Below are 18,300 nucleotides of genomic sequence, written 5' to 3' on the forward strand. Positions count from 1 at the left end.
CATGAATAGACGCGATTTTATGAAAGCCAATGCCGCTATCGCAGCGGCAAGTGTTGCAGGATTAGCACTACCGACCAGTGCAAGCAACCTGATCACTAGCTCAGAACAAACCAAATTAGAATGGAACAAAGCACCTTGTCGTTTTTGCGGTACCGGTTGTTCTGTGATGGTTGCCACCCGTGAGGGTAAAGTTGTTGCCACACATGGCGATGCCAACAGTGAAGTTAACCGCGGCTTAAACTGCATTAAAGGTTATTTCCTTTCTAAAATTATGTATGGTCGTGATCGTCTGCAAACGCCTATGTTGCGTATGACTGATGGTAAATATGACAAGCATGGTGAATTCACTCCTATTACGTGGGAAAAAGCCTTCGACACTATGGCGGAGCGTTGGAAAGCCACCATAAAAGCCAAAGGCCCAACTGCGGTGGGAATGTTTGGTTCTGGTCAGTGGACCGTCTGGGAAGGGTATGCCGCGGTTAAGTTAATGAAAGCTGGCTTTGGTTCAAATAACATCGACCCTAATGCGCGTCATTGTATGGCATCTGCGGTAGGTGGCTTTATGCGTACCTTCGGTATTGATGAGCCAATGGGCTGTTATGACGACATGGAAGCGGCTGACGCGTTTGTGCTTTGGGGCTCAAACATGGCAGAAATGCACCCCATTTTGTGGACTCGTATAACCGACCGTCGTTTAAGTGCGCCACACGTTAAAGTTGCCGTGTTGTCGACCTTTGAACATCGTTCATTTGACCTGGCTGATTTGCCAATTGTATTCACGCCACAAACCGATTTGGCGATGCTTAACTTTATTGCCAATTACATTATCCAAAATGGCAAAGTGAATAAAGATTTTATCAAAAAGCATGTTAATTTCCGCAAGGGTACAACGGATATTGGCTATGGTTTACGGCCAACGCATCCACTGGAAATGAAAGCCAAAAACGTAGCCACAGCGGGTGACTCTACACCGATTGATTTTGACGAATTTGCTAAATTTGTGGCTGATTATGATGTTGAATCTGTGAGTAAGTTGTCTGGAGTACCAGAACATAAGCTTATTGAGTTGGCAGAGCTGTATGCTGATCCTGATCGTAAAGTAACGTCATTCTGGACCATGGGCTTTAATCAACATACTCGTGGTGTGTGGTGTAATAATCTAATTTATAACATTCACTTGTTAGTCGGTAAAATTTCTACTCCAGGTAACAGTCCATTCTCATTAACGGGTCAACCGTCTGCTTGTGGTACAGCACGTGAAGTGGGCACATTCTCACATCGTTTACCAGCGGACATGGTGGTGACTAACCCTGAACACAGAAAGCGCGCCGAAGAGATTTGGCACATTCCCAGTGGTATTATTCCCCCTAAACCTGGCTACCATGCAGTAGAGCAAAACCGTCGCTTAAAAGATGGTGATTTAAATTGCTACTGGGTACAAGTGAACAACAATATCCAAGCAGGCGCCAATATTAACGAAGAAGGTTTACCGGGCTACCGTAATCCAGAAAACTTTATCGTGGTGTCTGATGCTTACCCAACCGTGACGACTCAAGCCGCCGATTTGATTTTACCAACAGCAATGTGGGTCGAAAAAGAAGGTGCCTATGGTAATGCTGAACGTCGGACTCAATTTTGGCATCAAATGGTCAAGGCGCCCGGCGAGTCACAGTCTGATTTATGGCAGTTAATGGAATTCTCTAAGCGTTTCACCACTGACGAAGTGTGGCCTGCAGAAGTGTTAGCTGCTAATCCTTCATTTAAAGGTAAAACCTTATATGAAGTGCTTTATCTCAATGGCAATGTCGATAAATTTCCATTGGCAGATGCTGATCCAAAATACTTAAATGATGAAGCTAAGCATTTTGGTTTTTACGTTCAAAAAGGTTTATTTGAAGAATATGCCACCTTTGGTCGCGGTCATGGTCATGATTTAGCTGACTTTGATGTGTACCACAAAGAACACGGCTTACGTTGGCCTGTGGTGAATGGCAAAGAAACCAAATGGCGTTTCCGTGAAGGGTCAGATCCCTACGTTAAAGCCGGTACCGACTTTGAGTTTTATGGTAAACCAGATGGTCGCGCGGTTATCTTCGCCTTGCCTTACGAGCCTGCGGCAGAGTCGCCAGATGAAGAGTTTGATATTTGGTTATCAACAGGGCGTGTGCTTGAGCATTGGCACTCTGGTTCTATGACCCAACGTGTACCTGAACTTTATAAAGCTTTTCCTGATGCAGTGTGTTTTATGCACCCTGAAGATGCTAAAAAGCGCGGTTTACGCCGTGGTGATGAGATTAGAGTTGTGTCTCGCCGTGGTGAAATTAAAACCCGTGTTGAAACCCGTGGACGTAATAAGCCGCCTGTAGGCTTAGTGTTTGTGCCTTGGTTTGATGCCAGTCAGCTCATTAATAAAGTGACGTTAGATGCGACAGATCCTTTGTCAAAACAAACTGACTATAAAAAATGTGCAGTAAAGATTGTTAAGGCTTAAGGAGACAGACCATGAAAACAGGTAAATTATTATCGATTATCGCGTTATTAGGTTTCTCTGTCAGTGTAATGGCTACCAGCATACCTGAAGACAAAATCGACACATTACGTTTAGCGCCAATTAATATCGAACCGACACCGCCTGCAATGCAAGCGGTGATCAATACCGATGTTAAGCAGGTTCGTAATTATCCTATGCAGCCACCGGTGATCCCGCACAAGATTGATGGTTATCAAATCGATCTTAAAGTGAACAAGTGTATCCAGTGTCATGCGCGTACCAGTACCGGTCATTCACAGGCGCCAATGGTGAGCGTGACTCACTATATGGACCGTGACAATAATTTCTTGGCTGATTTATCACCCCGTCGTTATTTCTGTACTCAGTGTCATGCACCGCAGTTAGATGCCAAGTTGTTGGTTGAAAATGACTTTGTCGATATAGACCACTTAATGAAGGCGAAAGCCGCAGTTAAGCACTAGGAGTGACTATGTTTGCAAAATTATTTGAGCAACTAAAACTCGTGTGGAAAGTGCTGCGTCGTCCGAGTGTCCATTACAGTCTTGGCTTCTTAACCATTGGTGGATTTATCGCAGGAGTGATCTTCTGGGGCGGATTTAACACCGCTTTAGAACTGACTAACCGCGAGCAATTCTGTATCGGTTGCCATGAAATGGAAAACAACGTTTATCAGGAGCTGCAAACCACCATTCACTTCACTAACCGAAGTGGTGTGCGTGCAACCTGTCCGGATTGCCATGTGCCACATAACTGGACCGACAAAATTGCCCGTAAAATGCAAGCGTCTAAAGAAGTGTGGGGTAAAGTATTCGGTACTATTAGCACGCGAGAAAAGTTTGAAGGCAAGCGTCGAGAGCTGGCGGAACATGAATGGCAACGCCTTAAAGCTAACGATTCATTAGAGTGCCGTAACTGCCATAATTTTGATTATATGGATTTCACTCGTCAGTCTAAGCGTGCATCACAAATGCATTCAACGTCTCTGGCTAGCGGCGAAAAAACCTGTATCGATTGTCATAAAGGGATTGCACATCAATTACCTGATATGGCGGGTGTAGAAGGGTTCTAAACGGGTTAATATTGTAAGCGTATAGAAAAGGCCAGCAAATTTGCTGGCCTTTTGTTTTATGCATTTCGAACTAAAGTTGTTTACGTTAAATCAAGCTGTTGCCCAATCACATCAATTAAATATTCAGTGAAATCATGACCATGGTTTTGCAACATCTTCGGGAACATTGAAATAGGCGTTAACCCAGGGAAGGTATTGATTTCATTCAAAAGGATTTGATTATCATCAGTTAAAAAGAAATCGATACGCGACAAGTGACGTAATTTCATCCCTTTAAAGGCTTTTATTGCGTAATCACGGATCAGTTGACTGATCTCAGGGCTGAGGTTCTCTGCAACCACGTCGGTTCGGGCCTTACTATTTTTAGCGTACTTTTCATCAAATGAATAAAAGGTATTGCTGTCACAAATAATCTCGCCCGGTAAGGTCGCGACTACTTCACCTTGATACTGGTATACGGCGACTTCTAATTCACGCGCATGGATAGTTTGCTCAACGACCACATAAGGGGCATAACTGAATGCGTCTTTAAGTACGTTAGCGATATTGGCTTTCACATCAACCTTATAACAACCCACAGACGATCCTTGTGAAGCAGCTTTAACGAAAACGGATCCCCAATGATCAAATGCTGTTTCAGTTTGCTTGATTGCATCATCATCTAGTTGATGTAAAAAGATGTAAGGGGTGTTTGGCACACCTAAAGCTGAAAACCACATTTTAGCGGTGATTTTGTTAAAACAATTACTTGAGGCTTCAGACTCACAGCCAAAGTAGGGCAGTTGGATTAAGTTAAAGTACGATTGAATATCGCCGGTTTCACCCGGGAAACCATGAATACACGGGATCACATAATCAACCGGCCATGCTGGCGTATTGTTATCTTCAAAACGAATCTCACGCCGATTAGTCAGGTCGCATAATTTTCCGTCTTCAGTGTGATAATGACCGTGTTTATCGAGTACTAGCTTAAGTACCGAAAATTTATCTGACTTTGCCAGTGATGACTCAAAAAAACGTGCAGACATTAATGAAATATCGTGTTCTGCACCGCCACCGCCGCACAATAGCAGCAGATTAATCTTTGGCATGTTTGCTCCTGAAAGACCAAAAAGAATGGGCTAGATTGGATTGGATTCGCCCTAAATAAGTAATGCTTATGATAAAGACCCTTAGCCATACAGCGCAAGTAAGAGTTAATACTATTTTAGCTTATTAGGTTTATTTTCGAAGCTAAGTAGCTTAAATAAGTTCAACGAAATAATAAACAGCGGCATATCTACTCGCCTGACAAAGTGAGGGTATTTATAAGCTTTGGCTATACCTGTTTCGATTATCACTCTTTTATAAGCGCGCAAAACCTGCGGCAGATTGAATCGTCAATAAGGCGATATAGTTGTAGACGACGAGCTCAACGCTATCTTTGTGTTGGGCCTGTAAATAATTTTATGTATCAGCTGTAAAAGTAAAAACCTCTTTTTATGTTTATAAAAAGAGGTTTTTTATCAATCAATATATTGCCTGTTAGCGTGGTTACCGCACCAATTATATTGATGTGGTAACCAACGCATTAAACGCAAATACTTAAATTGATGGCATAAATTCAGTCGTTACGCGTTAGCGTATTCATGCCACTTAGAAGCGATAAGTTAAGTTCACCGAACCATTCACAGGTGCACCGTAATAGCCTATTGTCGCCAAGCTAGTAATGTACTTTTCATCGGTGAGATTATTAATGTTCGCTCTTAGGTTAAGATCGTCAGAAATGTTCCAACTTGCAAAAGCATTAACCACTAAATAGGCATCTTGCTCTACTTTAGGATCAACATTTTTGGTTTCTGATTGCCATCTGCCGCCTAATCCAACGCTTACTTCTGGCAATTGTGGCATGGTATAATCCATCGAAAAGTTAACAACGTTTCGGGCTGCCCACTCATTTGCTTCAGCGCCGTTGTCATCTTCGATATCAAGCAGCGTATAAGCGAATACTGCATTGAGGTTGTCTGTGATGCGTCCCGTTACTTCAACTTCAAATCCTTTTGATTCGACGTTTACACCTTTATAAAAATAGTTTCCGTTAGCATTAAGGCCGGCGTAGCTAGCGAGGTTATTTTGCTCAGCACTAAATAGTGCAAAGGTAGCCATTAAATCATTATCAAGCCACAGGGTTTTTAGCCCCAGTTCGTAATTGACGCCTTTAGTTGGGTCTAAAAAATACCCATCGTAATCATATTGCTCTTGTGGTTGGTAAATATCTGAATAACTGAAATAGGTATTTATATCCTCTGTGATGCTGTAAACCACGCCTGCATAAGGGCTTAATTCACTCTCATCGTTGTCAATATCAACACCGCTATTAATACCTTCGCGGGTATATTTAATCGCATTAAAACCAGCAACGACAAATAGGCTGTCATTGATATTGAACTTAGTCGAACCATAAGCGCGTAGTAAGCTAACATCTATGTCAGAGTACTCGATTTTATCGGCCCATTCTGGCTCAGGAATAGCATCGAGATCGTAAGGGAAGGCTGGCGTGGGCCCATATGCCGGCGTGGAAGTATAATCAAATGGATGTTGGTACATGTATTTTTTACTTTTTGAGCCGCTTAAGCCTAAGGTCAGTTCGTGATCTTGACCAAATAAGCCGTAATGACCAATTGTGGTGATATCTAACATATCGGCTGAAAATTCAGTGTCATAGCGACCTGGCGACCCCATTAACCCTAAACCAGTTTCTTTATCAATGGTGCCAGAAGCATAAAATAGCTTACTTTCATCTTCTAATCCTTGATGATTATAGGCAACTTTGAGATCCCAATCGTTAGGCAATATGTAAGTATACTCAACAAACGCGGTTGTATTAATGGTGTCCCACATGGTCCAGTCTTGACTCGTAGTCGCACTAGTATCCCACTCAGCTTGGGTACCGTCAGTATAGTTAAATACTAATCCACCCCAGGTATTACCGTCTGTGTTGGCATCTTGGTAAGAAAACCCTAACGTTAAGGTTGAGTTATCTGTTAGCTGACCATCAACGACAGCGTAAAGATAACCACGATCATTTTCTAGGCCATCTAGGTATGACCCTTTGTCTTCTACTACCGCAACAACTCTACCAGCCCAACTACCGCTTTCTGTTAATAGGGCAGAGTAGTCAGCTTGTACGCGCTTAAAGTCATCTGAACCGTATGAGATGCCTACTTCACCTTCATTTTCATTCGTCGGGCGTTTACGCACATAATTAATGGTACCAGCAGAATTACCTATTCCGGTTAGTAGGCCGTTAGCGCCACGAATAACTTCAATTTTTTCATAACCATAAGCTTCCATTGCACCAGTGACTATCCCCCAGTCATTTGGCAATCCAACGCCATCAATTTGGGTACTTTTAATTTCAAAACCACGAGAAGTATATTGTGTGCGGTTGGTTTCCCATTCTTCAACATTAATACCAGTAGCAAGACGAAGTACGTCGTTAAGATTATTAGCGCCAAAATTAGTTATTTGATCGTTGGTGACCACACTGATTGATTGAGGTGTCTCATTAATCTCCATGGTTAAGCCTGTTGCACCTTGGCTAACGCGTTTATAACGTACACCTAAGATTTGGATTTTTTCAATGTTTTGATCATTGTTGTCAGCATTTTGTTGTTGTTCGGCTGCTAGGGCGAAGGGCTGTACTACAAAGCCCATCGCCAAAACTAATGATGAAAGTGCAAATATGTGTTTCGGTTTCATGTTTTGCTTTACCTGTATCTTTTTCAAACGATGAATAATATTAACGGCCAACCATAGCGCTTATTAGATGCTAATGTTATTGCTAACGATTATCATTAGCAAATATAATTAAGGTCAGATTGATAAAAATGCGAGGATTAACCCAAAATTTACAATTGATAATAATTATCACTCAATATTTGTTGAGATTGGTTATCAATCGTATTAGCATGTGCGGGATATTCATGTATATAACGACAGCGAACAAATTTGGAAAACAGATGGCAAAACGTAGTAATCGATTTTGGTTTAAGCTTCATGGCTGGTTTTCATTACCCGTATGGATAATATTTTGTTTTGTGTGCCTTACCGGGACCATTTCAGTGATAAGTCATGAGTTAACCTGGCTGACCAATCCTGACGCTCGCGCAACTAATCCGCAAAATTTGACTGAAAAGCCGATGTCAGAACTCGTTGACATTGTGCAACAAGCGCACCCAACAGCAAACATCACCACAGTGATGAGCTTTGAGTCTTATCTAGTTAATGCAGTGATCTTTAGTGATAGCGATGTGCCTTTTGCTATCGCTTACGTCAATCAATACACAGGCCAAATACAAGCAATCAACCTTGGCATGACCTTCACTAATTTTATGCGTTCCTTACATGGCTGGTTGCTGTTTCCTTGGCACAGTAATTACAGTGTTGGCTATTACATTGTCTGTTTCATGGCCATTGTTATGTTAGGAGCGCTGGTATCTGGACTGGTGATTTATAAAAAGTTCTGGCGCGCTTTTACTCAGCCTAAATTACGAATAAACCAAGGTAAAAAAACGCTGCTTGCAGATCTCCATCGATTGGCTGGCGTGTGGTCAATGTGGTTTTTAATGTTAATGAGCATTACGGGGTTATGGTATTTAGCACAGGCGATTATGTGGCACAATCATATCGAGATTGAAGAACATCCTCCTTTAGTGGAGGTCAGTCAGCTTATAACGACAACCGATGGTGCGCCAATTAGGCCATATACTTTGGCTAATGCACTTCATCTCGCAGAGCAAACCTTTGCGGATTTTAAAAGTACTTACATTATGCTTCCTGAGCACAATCGAGATACTTACAAAGTGTATGGTCAAGGAGATCATATTTTCTATGATCAATACGCTTATGGTGTGACGGTTAATCCTTGGAGCGGCAATATTGAAAGTGAAAGATCGCCAGCGGCAATGACGACTTTACAAACGCTATCACATATCGCTAATCCCCTGCATTACGGCACTATCGGCGGTTTGTGGACCAAGGTGATTTGGTTTATTTTTGGTGTATTTCTAACGGGTATGTCTATCACAGGATTTTTAATGTGGGGAAGTCGAACCGTAAAAGCTGCCAGAACCGAACTCGACGATTCGTTGACAATGCATAACTCATCGCTAGTCGAGCAGGAAGGTAACTAATGGCCCGCATTAAAAACACCATATGGAATCGTTACAAGTATAAAATAAATGGCTTAATGCTAGTGCTAGTTGGTTATTTTCTATATCAGTCTTTATTCCCGCAATTCCCTGATGCATGGGAAACCCAAGCGGTCGGAGATTTTGAAATAACACCTATGCCGTATAATCTTGATCCGCCATATCTTCACGATGGTACCTACACTAAAGATTTTTTATTATTGTTTAGTAAGGGGCAGGTAAACCAGATCCGTCAAGCATATTTAAATATTGGCACAGAGCCCTTACCATTAGAAACACTGCAAATGGGTGATGCAGGTATCTTGCATGGAAGTCAGCATGGACAAGAAGTTCATGCTATTGCGCCAGAAATATTAACAGCAGAACACAAGGCGTGGTTAACCATTGAAAATTGGCAGGGGCAACAGCAAGTTATTAGCTGGAAGTTACCAGATGTATTTTATCAGTCATCAAATTAAAGCATTGTAGCTTTTGGGATGGCTTAATTTCATTGAGCAGTTTGTTGATGTTAACTGTAATGGCATTACAGTTAACATCAATGTCTTAGGGCTTATATTCCGAAAGCTTCGCGTTCAGAGACACATTCGTATTCGGCCATATCAAATTCACGGCAAATCAGTGGCCGAACTTCGTAAATTGAACACATCATAGTGTCTCGGTCTAGCGCGGCACACCAACCATCATCAAGACGGCGCATCACTTCTCCGCCCCAATTATCTTTGGCTATATACACTTTAGGTACACCGGTTTCGGTGATTAACATTACTTCTAAGCGGCAACAACAGGCCTGGCAATTTGAACAGGTCACAGCTGCTGGTTGCTCTACAGCGCTTATCGATGCGGGAGTCGATGATTTATCGGACGACTCAGGGAACATGGTAATGATATTGGTGGGCATTTAAGGGCTGCAGTTGAACATTTGGACTAAGGATACCGTAATTTTGCGGCGTTGACGTTATCTTAGCGCAAATAATCATGAGATTAGAATACTCGCCAAACTCACTCAAAAGCGCTTGGTGGTTGAGGATGATAAGACAACCACTTTAGCGGTTGATACATGCTCGCAATAATAATGCCGCTACCACATAGGCAAGTGTCATCGCTGCTGAGTTTATTGTCGCATGTGCCGTATTTTCATTAACCCAGCGCGACGTCTAGTAAGGTGTTGTCAATATTGAGCGAGAAGCCTTCAATCAGTCTAGTTTGTCACGGCATTATGTTTAGTGACCCGCATTACGGGAGTAACGCTTCACTTCCCTGTGATAGCGAGACAAATAGTCTGGTTAATGTTCAGTTTACTTAATACTGGGGCGCGAAGAGCGAAAATAACTGTCACGGCTTTGATCACATAAACCCATATGTACTATGGCTCATGCCAATGCCAATGCCAATGTTAATGCTGATGTGCTGACGATAATGAATTACCTTCACTGTCATAAAATCCTGATGCGCTGTGCTCAATAAAACCTAAGTTGATCATTTTTCTAAAAAATGGGTCATATTCACTATCGCCAATATCAGCAAAGTCGGTCGATTGGTACGCAGATAATGTATCTAACTGTTGTTGAATAATGTTGTTGTCGTAAGTTATTTCGCTTAATTGCCAATTTATGGCTTTATCTGCAGATTCACTTTTATCTGACAATACAGTACTAATGCGTTGTACTAATTTTTTTGCTGGAAACCACCATATATCAACCGTTTTTGTATTTGTTTGTTTTTGATAATGCTCAAGTTTGTTGCAACCTTGTCCAGTAGTTTCAATGAGTGTTGACTGGTTTTTAAATAACGGATTCAGTAATTGTGCATGATATTGCCATGCTTGATTAGATTTCGTTTTGGTCGCTTCGTATTCAATTGCACGTTTATCATCCATAAAATATGAGGTTTTTTTCATGTGATTATTTGGCAGTGTGGTCCATTGTGTTGCTACTTGTTGATTGCTGATGTGAAATACCGAGTTTTGGGCTCTTAATAATACCAGTTGGTTTTGTTTGTTTGATGCTGCATCGTGAGTTGTTTGTTCAATATTATAAGTCGCCATAAGGGTAGTTGATTGGCAGTCTTCACTTGCTGAAGCAAATAACGGCAAAGTGATAGCGGTTATTAATAATAGAGTTTTCATGTGTTTCATCTTTTTGGCTGATTAAGTATCAAGGTGGAAGCTAAACGTTAAAGAATAGGGGCAAGCCCCTATTCTTTATTGATAACGCTTTACTTCTTTACTGGGCTGTACCTGAAAGGTTGCCTGCGTAATCCATTACGTGAAATATTAAGCTTTGCTCATTAGTTCCTGTTATTAATTGGGCACCAGGTCCAACAGCAAAAACACCAACGTCTTCACCCGCATGCGTTTCACTATCGAGTGGTACTAACGACTCTTGGTGGAACCCAGCAGTTGATGTATCAACATCAGTTAAGTCAACGCGGCCTGTTACTGCTGCAGCTGCATAGCTTGCATCAGCATCGGTTTGTGCGCCTAAATTTCTAAAACCAAGGCCGTTGGCATAACCTAACGTTGTATAAGGCATGTCGTCTGAGGCTAAACTTGGCTCAGTCTCACCAATACCAACCACTTTACCTAAGATTGGGTTACCACGTTTAGGGTAGCCTGCAATGGTAAATACATGGCTGTGATCTGCTGTAACAATAATTAAGGTGTCTTCTTGGCTAGTTGCATCAACCGCTACTTGTACAGCCTTAGCAAACTCAATCGCGTCATTTAGCGCGTTGTAAGCATTTCCGGCATGGTGAGCATGGTCAATTCGACCAGATTCAACCATTAAGAAGAAACCTTTGTTGTTATTATCAAGCACCTTAATGGCAGTGGCTGTCATTTCTGACAAGCTAGGTTCACCAGCAATATCATTCTTACGATCAGCTTCGTATTGCATGTGTGATTCGTTAAATAAACCAAATACGTGTGGTGTTGTTTCAGTGTCGATAGCATTAAATGAAGTCTGGTCATATACATAAGCACTTGTTGCATACTTAGCTTGCCATTCGGCGGTTAAGTCACGGCCATCAGTACGATCACCTTCAATCGTACTGACTGCGTCATTGCTGTTATATGCTGCATCTTTAGGTAAAAAATGACGACGACCACCACCCATAACAACTTCAATACCATCAACATCTACACCGGTATATCGAGCTTCTAAGTTGGCTTCAAAATTGACTAACTGTAATGCAATATCTTCACAATTAGCGCGTTCAGGATTGTTGGCAATATCCATATCAGAGATATCTTCCCAGTCACGATCTGCTGACTTTGCATAAGTCGCAGCAGGTGTCGCGTGGGTAATGCGTGCGGTAGAAATAACCCCTGTTGATTTACCTGCAATCTCAGCTAATTCTAAGGCCGTAATCATCTCAATGCCTTTAGTGCTAGCACAATTGCCTCGAACCACATTTTCGTCAACACCTAACACGCCAGCATCCGTTTTAATGCCCGACATCATCGCTGTCATTGTTCCTGCAGAATCTGGTGTTTGTGCATCAACGTTGTAGGTTTTTGCTAAACCAGAAAATGGGAACTTATCAAAGCTTAATTGGTTTTCTTCACCCATCATGCCTTTATTTTGACCATCTAAAATACGCGCGGCAGTTACAGTTGAAATACCCATACCGTCACCAACAAATAAAATCACGTTCTTAGCTGAGCCTTTAAGTGCTGTTATTTCAGCCGCGGTAGATGCTGTTGCAATCGATACGTTGGCATTATTTACTAATTGGCTATCTATTTTTTTCCAAACATCATCTGCCGTTTCTATTTCGGCAGCACCTTGTTTAAACCATGAGTTATTTAAACTGCTTAGCAGTTCGCTATCATTTACTGAGGTTGCGGCAGGCGAGCATACATATTGAGTGGATGTTATTTCAGACGCATCTAAAACGGTATCAGCATTGGTATCGATACCCGAGTCGATTTGCACACCACCATTGAGACAATTTTCATTACCTACCGGCAAGGGAGTTTGTGTTATTAACGCGTTGTTTCCGTTAGTACCATTCGTTCCGTTTGATCCATTTGAACCATTGATGCCGTTGCTTCCATCTGTGCCATTGTCACCGTTGTCGCCGCAAGCTGATAATGCAAAAACCAAAGAAACTGTTATTGTTGATAATATAAATTTATTCATCATAAAAACCTTATAGGGTCTATTGACCAACTAAACCAAGAGCACGATTGATTAAATGGAATACGACACTTTGTTCAACAATACCTTGAACTAAATGCGCACCTGGGCCTGATGTATGAATAGCAACATCTTCCCCCGCGTGAGTTTCGCTATCTAATGGAACAGTCACTTCTTGGTGATAACCTGGGGTTGTTGTATCGATTGCGGTAATGTCTTGACGCCCAGCGACAGCTTCAGCAGCATATGATGCGTCGCCATCTGTTTCTGCGCCTAAGTTTCTGAAACCCAGTCCATTGCTATAACCTAATGTGGTGTAAGGATTGCCGTCTGAATCTTCACTAGGCTCAGAAGCACCAATACCAACAACTTTACCCAAAATAGGATTACCACGTTTAGGATAGCCAGCAATCGTAAACACATGGCTGTGATCGGCGGTGACAATAATGAGCGTTTCTTCATCATTTGTTGCATCTAATGCCGCTTGAACAGCATTTGAAAACTCAATAGCGTCATTAAGGGCTGTGCTTGCACTACCAGCATGATGTCCATGGTCAATTCGTCCAGACTCAACCATTAAAAAGTAACCTTTTGGGTTGTTATCCAATACTTTAATGGCTTTGTCGGTCATTTGAGAAAGGCTTGGTTCGCCGGCAATATCATTGCCTCGGTCAGCTTCGTATTGCATATGAGATTCATTGAATAAAGCAAAAACACGTTCAGTCGTTTCGGTATCAATGGCATCAAATCCAGCTTGGTCGATAACGTATTTACCATTTGGATACATAGCGCTCCATTCTGCGGTCAAATCACGTCCATCGGTTCGATCGCCTTCAATAGCGCTAACGGCATCAACACTATTAAATGCGGCGTCTTTAGGGAGAAAATGTCGACGTCCGCCGCCCATAACAACATCAATACCATTTACATCAACTCCGGTATAACGTTGTTCTAGATTTTTTTCAAAGTTAACCAGTTGAGATGCGATATCTTCGCAATTTGCACGTTCAGCATTATTGTCAATATCCATATCTGAGATATCTTCCCAGTCACGGTCTGCTGATTTTGCATATGTGGCGGCTGGCGTTGCGTGGGTAATACGAGCGGTTGATATCACACCCGTCGACAAGCCTTTTATTTCGGCTAACTCTAGAGCCGTTACAACTTCGTTGCCTTTAACGGAAGCACAACTTCCACGAACGACGTCTTCGTCAACACCCAAAACACCAGCGTCTGATTTTAAGCCGCTCATCATGGCTGTCATTGTGCCAGCTGAATCTGGTGTTTGTGCATCTACATTGTATGTTTTAACTAGAGCTGAATAAGGAAATGTTTCAAAGCTTAAGTAACCTTCTTCACCAGAATTACCAGCTAATTGTCCTTTTAAAATCCGAGCAGCGGTAAGTGTAGAAATACCCATACCATCGCCAACAAACAAGATGACATTTTTTGCTCTTGTTGATCTTGATTGTTGTAATTTTTCGGTGATGGTTGCTTGGCCGTCTTTATACCAAGCATTATTGAGTTGTGTGTCAGTCGTTGTCGCTGCGGTTGCAGAACCAGAGTATGTTGCCGAAGACAATATACTAGCGATAACCACTGATAAGCCTTGTTTGAGCATATTCATATTACCCTATGTTGTAGTTAAGTTATTTAAGGACCTAGCCATAACATAGAGGTTTATAATGAACATAAAGTAACACCTGGGTTACAATTTGTTTACAATCGAGTTTCAGTTTTAATTATATCTATCAAGCTATTAATTTTTATAGTTATTGAGTAATTGATACCGTCTCGTAATTTTGCAGATAAATAATCTTGCTACCTTGTCTGCACTTGAATTACCCTGAATGCAATTAACATCCAATACTATGATTAAATTAAATATTCTATAAGTAAGTGATCAAAAATAATTATCGTAATCTGAGTTCAAAGAGGTTAAGTTGTTTACCTGTATAAGGGTACAGTTGAGTTCTGGTCTCGCTTGTGCGCTTGTTGACACAATCAATTTCAATGCTACCTAGTGGCAGAATGCTTGAGTTAGATGTTATCAATTCAAACTATCAGATAAGGACCTTCTATATGAGTGAAAAAATAAGTGAATCCGCGCTAAACGCATTGAAAATTGCGTTTACTTACATGCCAAAATCAATTGAAGTGACTAAATATGAGTATGGTGATGATTACCAAAAGATTTTAGATCACATTGAAACAGTCAGGGAAATATTATTGATTAATGATGTCGATCCTGAAGAGGTTTATGGTGAGGTTAATCCTGAGAGTACGCCCAACTCATCGTATTGATAGAGTAAAGTGAATGTCAGTTAAGGCGTGATAAAAATGGATTATTTGCCTTTTTAAACTCGCATGCCAGTAAGCGGTTCTAGTTGCAATACTATATTGTCATCTTGTTCATACACTTATAATTCAAAGGATATCGTAAAGATGCTTTTAAATGTTCATTCCGCCATGCCGACGTTTTTGTTTGGCTTTACAGCATCATTTCCGTCTGAATTTTCTATTCATCAATACACTGCTAACCAGTAACATTTTGCGAGCATTCGTTGCTGACTATTTTAGCTAAAATCACTTAGTCTATTGTTGTGGCGTAGATTTTATGGAGTGAGTATGTTTTTAAAAAATGATGTAGAAAAACTTGAAGAGGGCTATATGCTAGCCAAACAGGCATTACCTGATATTGATAGATCGAGTGGTTATCCCAACTATCCAGCCGTTATCTCTAAATTTATGAATGCTCTTTGTTGCCCTCCATGGGGGAAAATTGATTACGATCCTCGACAAATAAAGAATATTATGTCCAACATAACAACAGCATCTGCTGATGATCTGTGTAATGTTTTAATGGATGTTAATCGGGTTGAACGTTTTGGTGATGGTCAATGGGCTGTTATTTTGGAAGGAGATCTTTTTCCTTTAGTTATCTCCCGTGCATATGAACTGACAAAAACCTAAGAATCAATAAACAAGGACAAAAAGAGTTGGTTTGGATTTATGTTGTTAACTCATATAATACTAACTATTAAAATGCAGGAGAGTTACTTTAGCCATTTTTTGAAAATTATTAAATACTAAAATCTGTGGCTGAAACTGCAGTGAATGTTGGAATTAAACACATATAGCGGAGCGTTATATTACTAAGGAAAGTATAAATGATCGCATTTAAAATTTTGTTGTTAATCGGCTTGATGCAACTTTTACTCAAAACAGAAAGTCCAGGCCTGTGTGCTGGTATTTATGCAGCAATTTTTTTCATTTTCAGCTTAATAGTTGATGTCGGTTTTATCGATGTAATAATTGGTACCGCTGTTTCTGGCGTATTAGCGTTTATTTATTTTTGGCTACTCGATCGCTTCAGAGACACATTTACTTTCTGGATAATATTTGTAGTGGGACTTGTCCTAGGTGTTATTTAGGTTCACTCATAATCGTGATATAACAATTGTATTTAACAAATACGTAAGATGTTTGGCTTTACTCCGTTATCACAATCTTTAGTAAAATATTATAGCTTGATAATTATTGTGTTATGTACAAGGATATATTGGTGTTTAAATTGAAAAATAGTATTCATACTGATATTAGCCCATGCCATTTATATCAATAATATGGCCATGATTATAATCCTTATCGTTAACACAATATGATCTCGCCCAAGCTCGAGTACTATCATTACAATGTTACTGACACATGCGTAAATATACATATTTTAAATTTCACCACCACTTAAAAATTTTAGAAGGATATATACATGCGCATGAATAATAAATTACTTATATTGCCAAATATCTACTTACTTCCCCTTATCTTTCTGGTTTATACAAATCAATTATATGCTAATGAACCAAGCGAGTTAGGTTTTTTGTATAAGCAAGTCATCGATGCGCCAAAAAACAAATCATATAATGATGCAATTGGTAAAGTCATTGAAGTAAAAGATAAATATAAAGGCGACCAACAAAGCCTGTTCGCCATAAATCAACCGTTAACAACGTTATATTCATATGTAGGACAGTATGAAAAGGCTATTAGCTTTCCGACTGATGAACCACTTATTTCCGAAGACCTTATTGAAAACCTTTCTCCTATATCGGCAGTTGAAAAAATACTAACAATGTCCAAAGAAACTCAAATTGTTATGATAAATGAGGCTCATCACATAGCTCTTCATCGCACTTTAACAACATCTTTACTGCAAAAATTATGGAGTAGTGGATATCGTTACTTAGCAATTGAAACTCTATCAAAGAGAGATGTTGACATCAATATTCGAGGGTATGCTATCGAACGCTCTGGTACATATTCTAACGAACCCGTATATGCCGAAATGATCAGAACCGCTAAAAAACTTGGTTATCAAATTATAACGTATGATGATTCTTCGGGTAGTGAAAGGGAGAAGGTAGCAGCTAAAAAAATATATAACACTTCATTTTCTATTAATAAAAATGCCAAAGTTATAATTCATTGCGGCTATAGTCATATTTTAGAAAAAAACATTAAAGACAATAGAATCTGGCTAGCAAACGAATTGGCTAATCTTACTGGCGTCAATCCGCTCACAATTAGTCAAACTAATTTAATGGAGTCGAAAACGTTAGAATTTGAAAATCCTATTTATAATAAAATTTTAAACAAATTTAACCCGAAAAAGCCCATTATTTTGACTGATAATTTGGGCGGCGTATGGTCAACTATGCCTGGGCAGCATGATGTCGATGTCGTTTGGCCGAGGACGACATACACGAATACTCGACCAGATTGGTATATTAACAATCACGACTTAATCTCATTTGAAGGTAAATGGTGTAGAGATAAATATCCATGTATTATTGAAATAAGAAGGAAAAATGAATTAAACGCTATACCATTTGACCGACTACGTGTTGAGGAGGAGCCAAACGAAAAAGTCGTACTACGTTTACCTTTACATGAATCCATCATATTTGGTTTCAATGCACACGGAGAACAAGTGTTTAAAGGACCAACAAAAAATCATTAGTCACGGTCCAAGTGATGTTAATTTGATCGCTCTATTTGAATAAATATTGAACACTCAACTACGCTTTAATTACTCTCCTTAAAAATGAAGGTGGCTAGTTTAAGACAAATGATCGTTAGCTTAGAAGATACACCTTATCAATATTACTCGTGTATTGAGTGTAAAGCCTTTTTATGTGCCATCTAAAACTCGACAGATGAAAGTTTTGAGCATCTGTATGAATCATAAGAATGGGGACACAATTTAGAAGTATTAATGGGGAAGCTTTATGTTTCTTTTACATGCTTTATCGATCTGCTATTAGCAGTAATTATTATTAGGTATTCTGCCATTATTGGTAATAATTTCAGAATATTAACTAAGTTACT

The 18,300-nt window shown here is 40.2% G+C and carries 15 protein-coding genes; 9 read left to right on the forward strand and 6 right to left on the reverse strand.

Going from position 1 to position 18,300, the window contains the following annotated elements; all coding sequences use genetic code 11:
* The first annotated feature begins 1 nt into the window (after position 1).
* Genes napA through H5164_RS03155 form a run of 3 tightly spaced genes read left to right on the forward strand, consistent with a single transcriptional unit; the run spans position 2 to position 3,581 of the window.
* Positions 2 to 2,491: a nitrate reductase catalytic subunit NapA gene (gene napA / locus H5164_RS03145; RefSeq protein WP_182754709.1), complete on the forward strand. Its 2,490-nt coding sequence runs from the start codon at positions 2 to 4 to the stop codon at positions 2,489 to 2,491.
* An 11-nt stretch (positions 2,492 to 2,502) separates the two neighbouring features.
* Positions 2,503 to 2,973: a nitrate reductase cytochrome c-type subunit gene (locus tag H5164_RS03150; RefSeq protein ID WP_124016442.1), complete on the forward strand. Its 471-nt coding sequence runs from the start codon at positions 2,503 to 2,505 to the stop codon at positions 2,971 to 2,973.
* Between the two features lie 8 nt (positions 2,974 to 2,981).
* Positions 2,982 to 3,581 carry a cytochrome c3 family protein gene (locus tag H5164_RS03155; protein ID WP_124016443.1) on the forward strand — a complete coding sequence of 200 codons (600 nt, stop codon included), beginning with the start codon at positions 2,982 to 2,984 and terminating at the stop codon, positions 3,579 to 3,581.
* A gap of 80 nt (positions 3,582 to 3,661) precedes the next feature.
* On the opposite strand, the gene H5164_RS03160 is transcribed toward H5164_RS03155, so the two are convergent.
* Positions 3,662 to 4,672 carry a D-alanine--D-alanine ligase gene (locus H5164_RS03160; RefSeq protein WP_124016444.1) on the reverse strand — a complete coding sequence of 337 codons (1,011 nt, stop codon included), beginning with the start codon at positions 4,670 to 4,672 and terminating at the stop codon, positions 3,662 to 3,664.
* Between the two features lie 544 nt (positions 4,673 to 5,216).
* Positions 5,217 to 7,322, reverse strand: a complete 2,106-nt coding sequence (locus tag H5164_RS03165; RefSeq protein ID WP_182754711.1) for a TonB-dependent siderophore receptor — start codon at positions 7,320 to 7,322, stop codon at positions 5,217 to 5,219.
* A 260-nt stretch (positions 7,323 to 7,582) separates the two neighbouring features.
* Between H5164_RS03165 and H5164_RS03170 the strand changes: the two genes are divergently transcribed.
* Both H5164_RS03170 and H5164_RS03175 read left to right on the forward strand, forming a co-directional pair.
* Entirely contained in the window at positions 7,583 to 8,755 is a 1,173-nt protein-coding gene (locus tag H5164_RS03170) for a PepSY domain-containing protein (RefSeq protein ID WP_182697009.1), read from the forward strand.
* On the forward strand, positions 8,755 to 9,231 hold the full coding sequence (locus tag H5164_RS03175) for a hypothetical protein (protein WP_124016447.1): 477 nt from the start codon (positions 8,755 to 8,757) through the stop codon (positions 9,229 to 9,231). Before H5164_RS03170 ends, H5164_RS03175 begins: the two co-directional genes overlap by 1 nt.
* 92 nt (positions 9,232 to 9,323) lie before the next feature.
* On the opposite strand, the gene H5164_RS03180 is transcribed toward H5164_RS03175, so the two are convergent.
* From H5164_RS03180 to H5164_RS03195, 4 genes are all read right to left on the reverse strand, one after another.
* Positions 9,324 to 9,650, reverse strand: a complete 327-nt coding sequence (locus H5164_RS03180; RefSeq protein WP_182754794.1) for a YkgJ family cysteine cluster protein — start codon at positions 9,648 to 9,650, stop codon at positions 9,324 to 9,326.
* Between the two features lie 516 nt (positions 9,651 to 10,166).
* The gene (locus tag H5164_RS03185; RefSeq protein WP_182754713.1) at positions 10,167 to 10,898 is read right to left on the reverse strand and encodes a hypothetical protein; all 732 of its coding nucleotides are present in this window, start codon (positions 10,896 to 10,898) and stop codon (positions 10,167 to 10,169) included.
* A 97-nt stretch (positions 10,899 to 10,995) separates the two neighbouring features.
* A complete protein-coding gene (locus tag H5164_RS03190) occupies positions 10,996 to 12,915 on the reverse strand; it encodes an alkaline phosphatase (protein ID WP_404717399.1) in 1,920 nt (639 codons plus the stop codon).
* Positions 12,916 to 12,934: 19 nt separating this feature from the next.
* Positions 12,935 to 14,539, reverse strand: a complete 1,605-nt coding sequence (locus H5164_RS03195; protein WP_182754715.1) for an alkaline phosphatase — start codon at positions 14,537 to 14,539, stop codon at positions 12,935 to 12,937.
* Positions 14,540 to 14,994: 455 nt separating this feature from the next.
* On the opposite strand from H5164_RS03195, the gene H5164_RS03200 reads away from it, so the two are divergent.
* The 4 genes from H5164_RS03200 (at position 14,995) to H5164_RS03215 (ending at position 17,932) form a co-directional block, all read left to right on the forward strand.
* On the forward strand, positions 14,995 to 15,216 hold the full coding sequence (locus H5164_RS03200; protein WP_182754717.1) for a penicillin-binding protein: 222 nt from the start codon (positions 14,995 to 14,997) through the stop codon (positions 15,214 to 15,216).
* Positions 15,217 to 15,540: 324 nt separating this feature from the next.
* Entirely contained in the window at positions 15,541 to 15,885 is a 345-nt protein-coding gene (locus H5164_RS03205; RefSeq protein WP_182754719.1) for a hypothetical protein, read from the forward strand.
* A 197-nt stretch (positions 15,886 to 16,082) separates the two neighbouring features.
* Positions 16,083 to 16,346, forward strand: a complete 264-nt coding sequence (locus H5164_RS03210) for a hypothetical protein (RefSeq protein WP_182754721.1) — start codon at positions 16,083 to 16,085, stop codon at positions 16,344 to 16,346.
* Positions 16,347 to 16,681: 335 nt separating this feature from the next.
* Complete coding sequence (locus H5164_RS03215; RefSeq protein WP_182754723.1) at positions 16,682 to 17,932, forward strand: hypothetical protein; 1,251 nt, start codon at positions 16,682 to 16,684, stop codon at positions 17,930 to 17,932.
* The last annotated feature ends 368 nt before the right edge of the window (positions 17,933 to 18,300 follow it).

The sequence above is a fragment of the Shewanella sp. SG41-3 genome, from assembly GCF_014164545.1.
GTDB classification, from domain to species: Bacteria; Pseudomonadota; Gammaproteobacteria; order Enterobacterales; family Shewanellaceae; genus Shewanella; species Shewanella vesiculosa.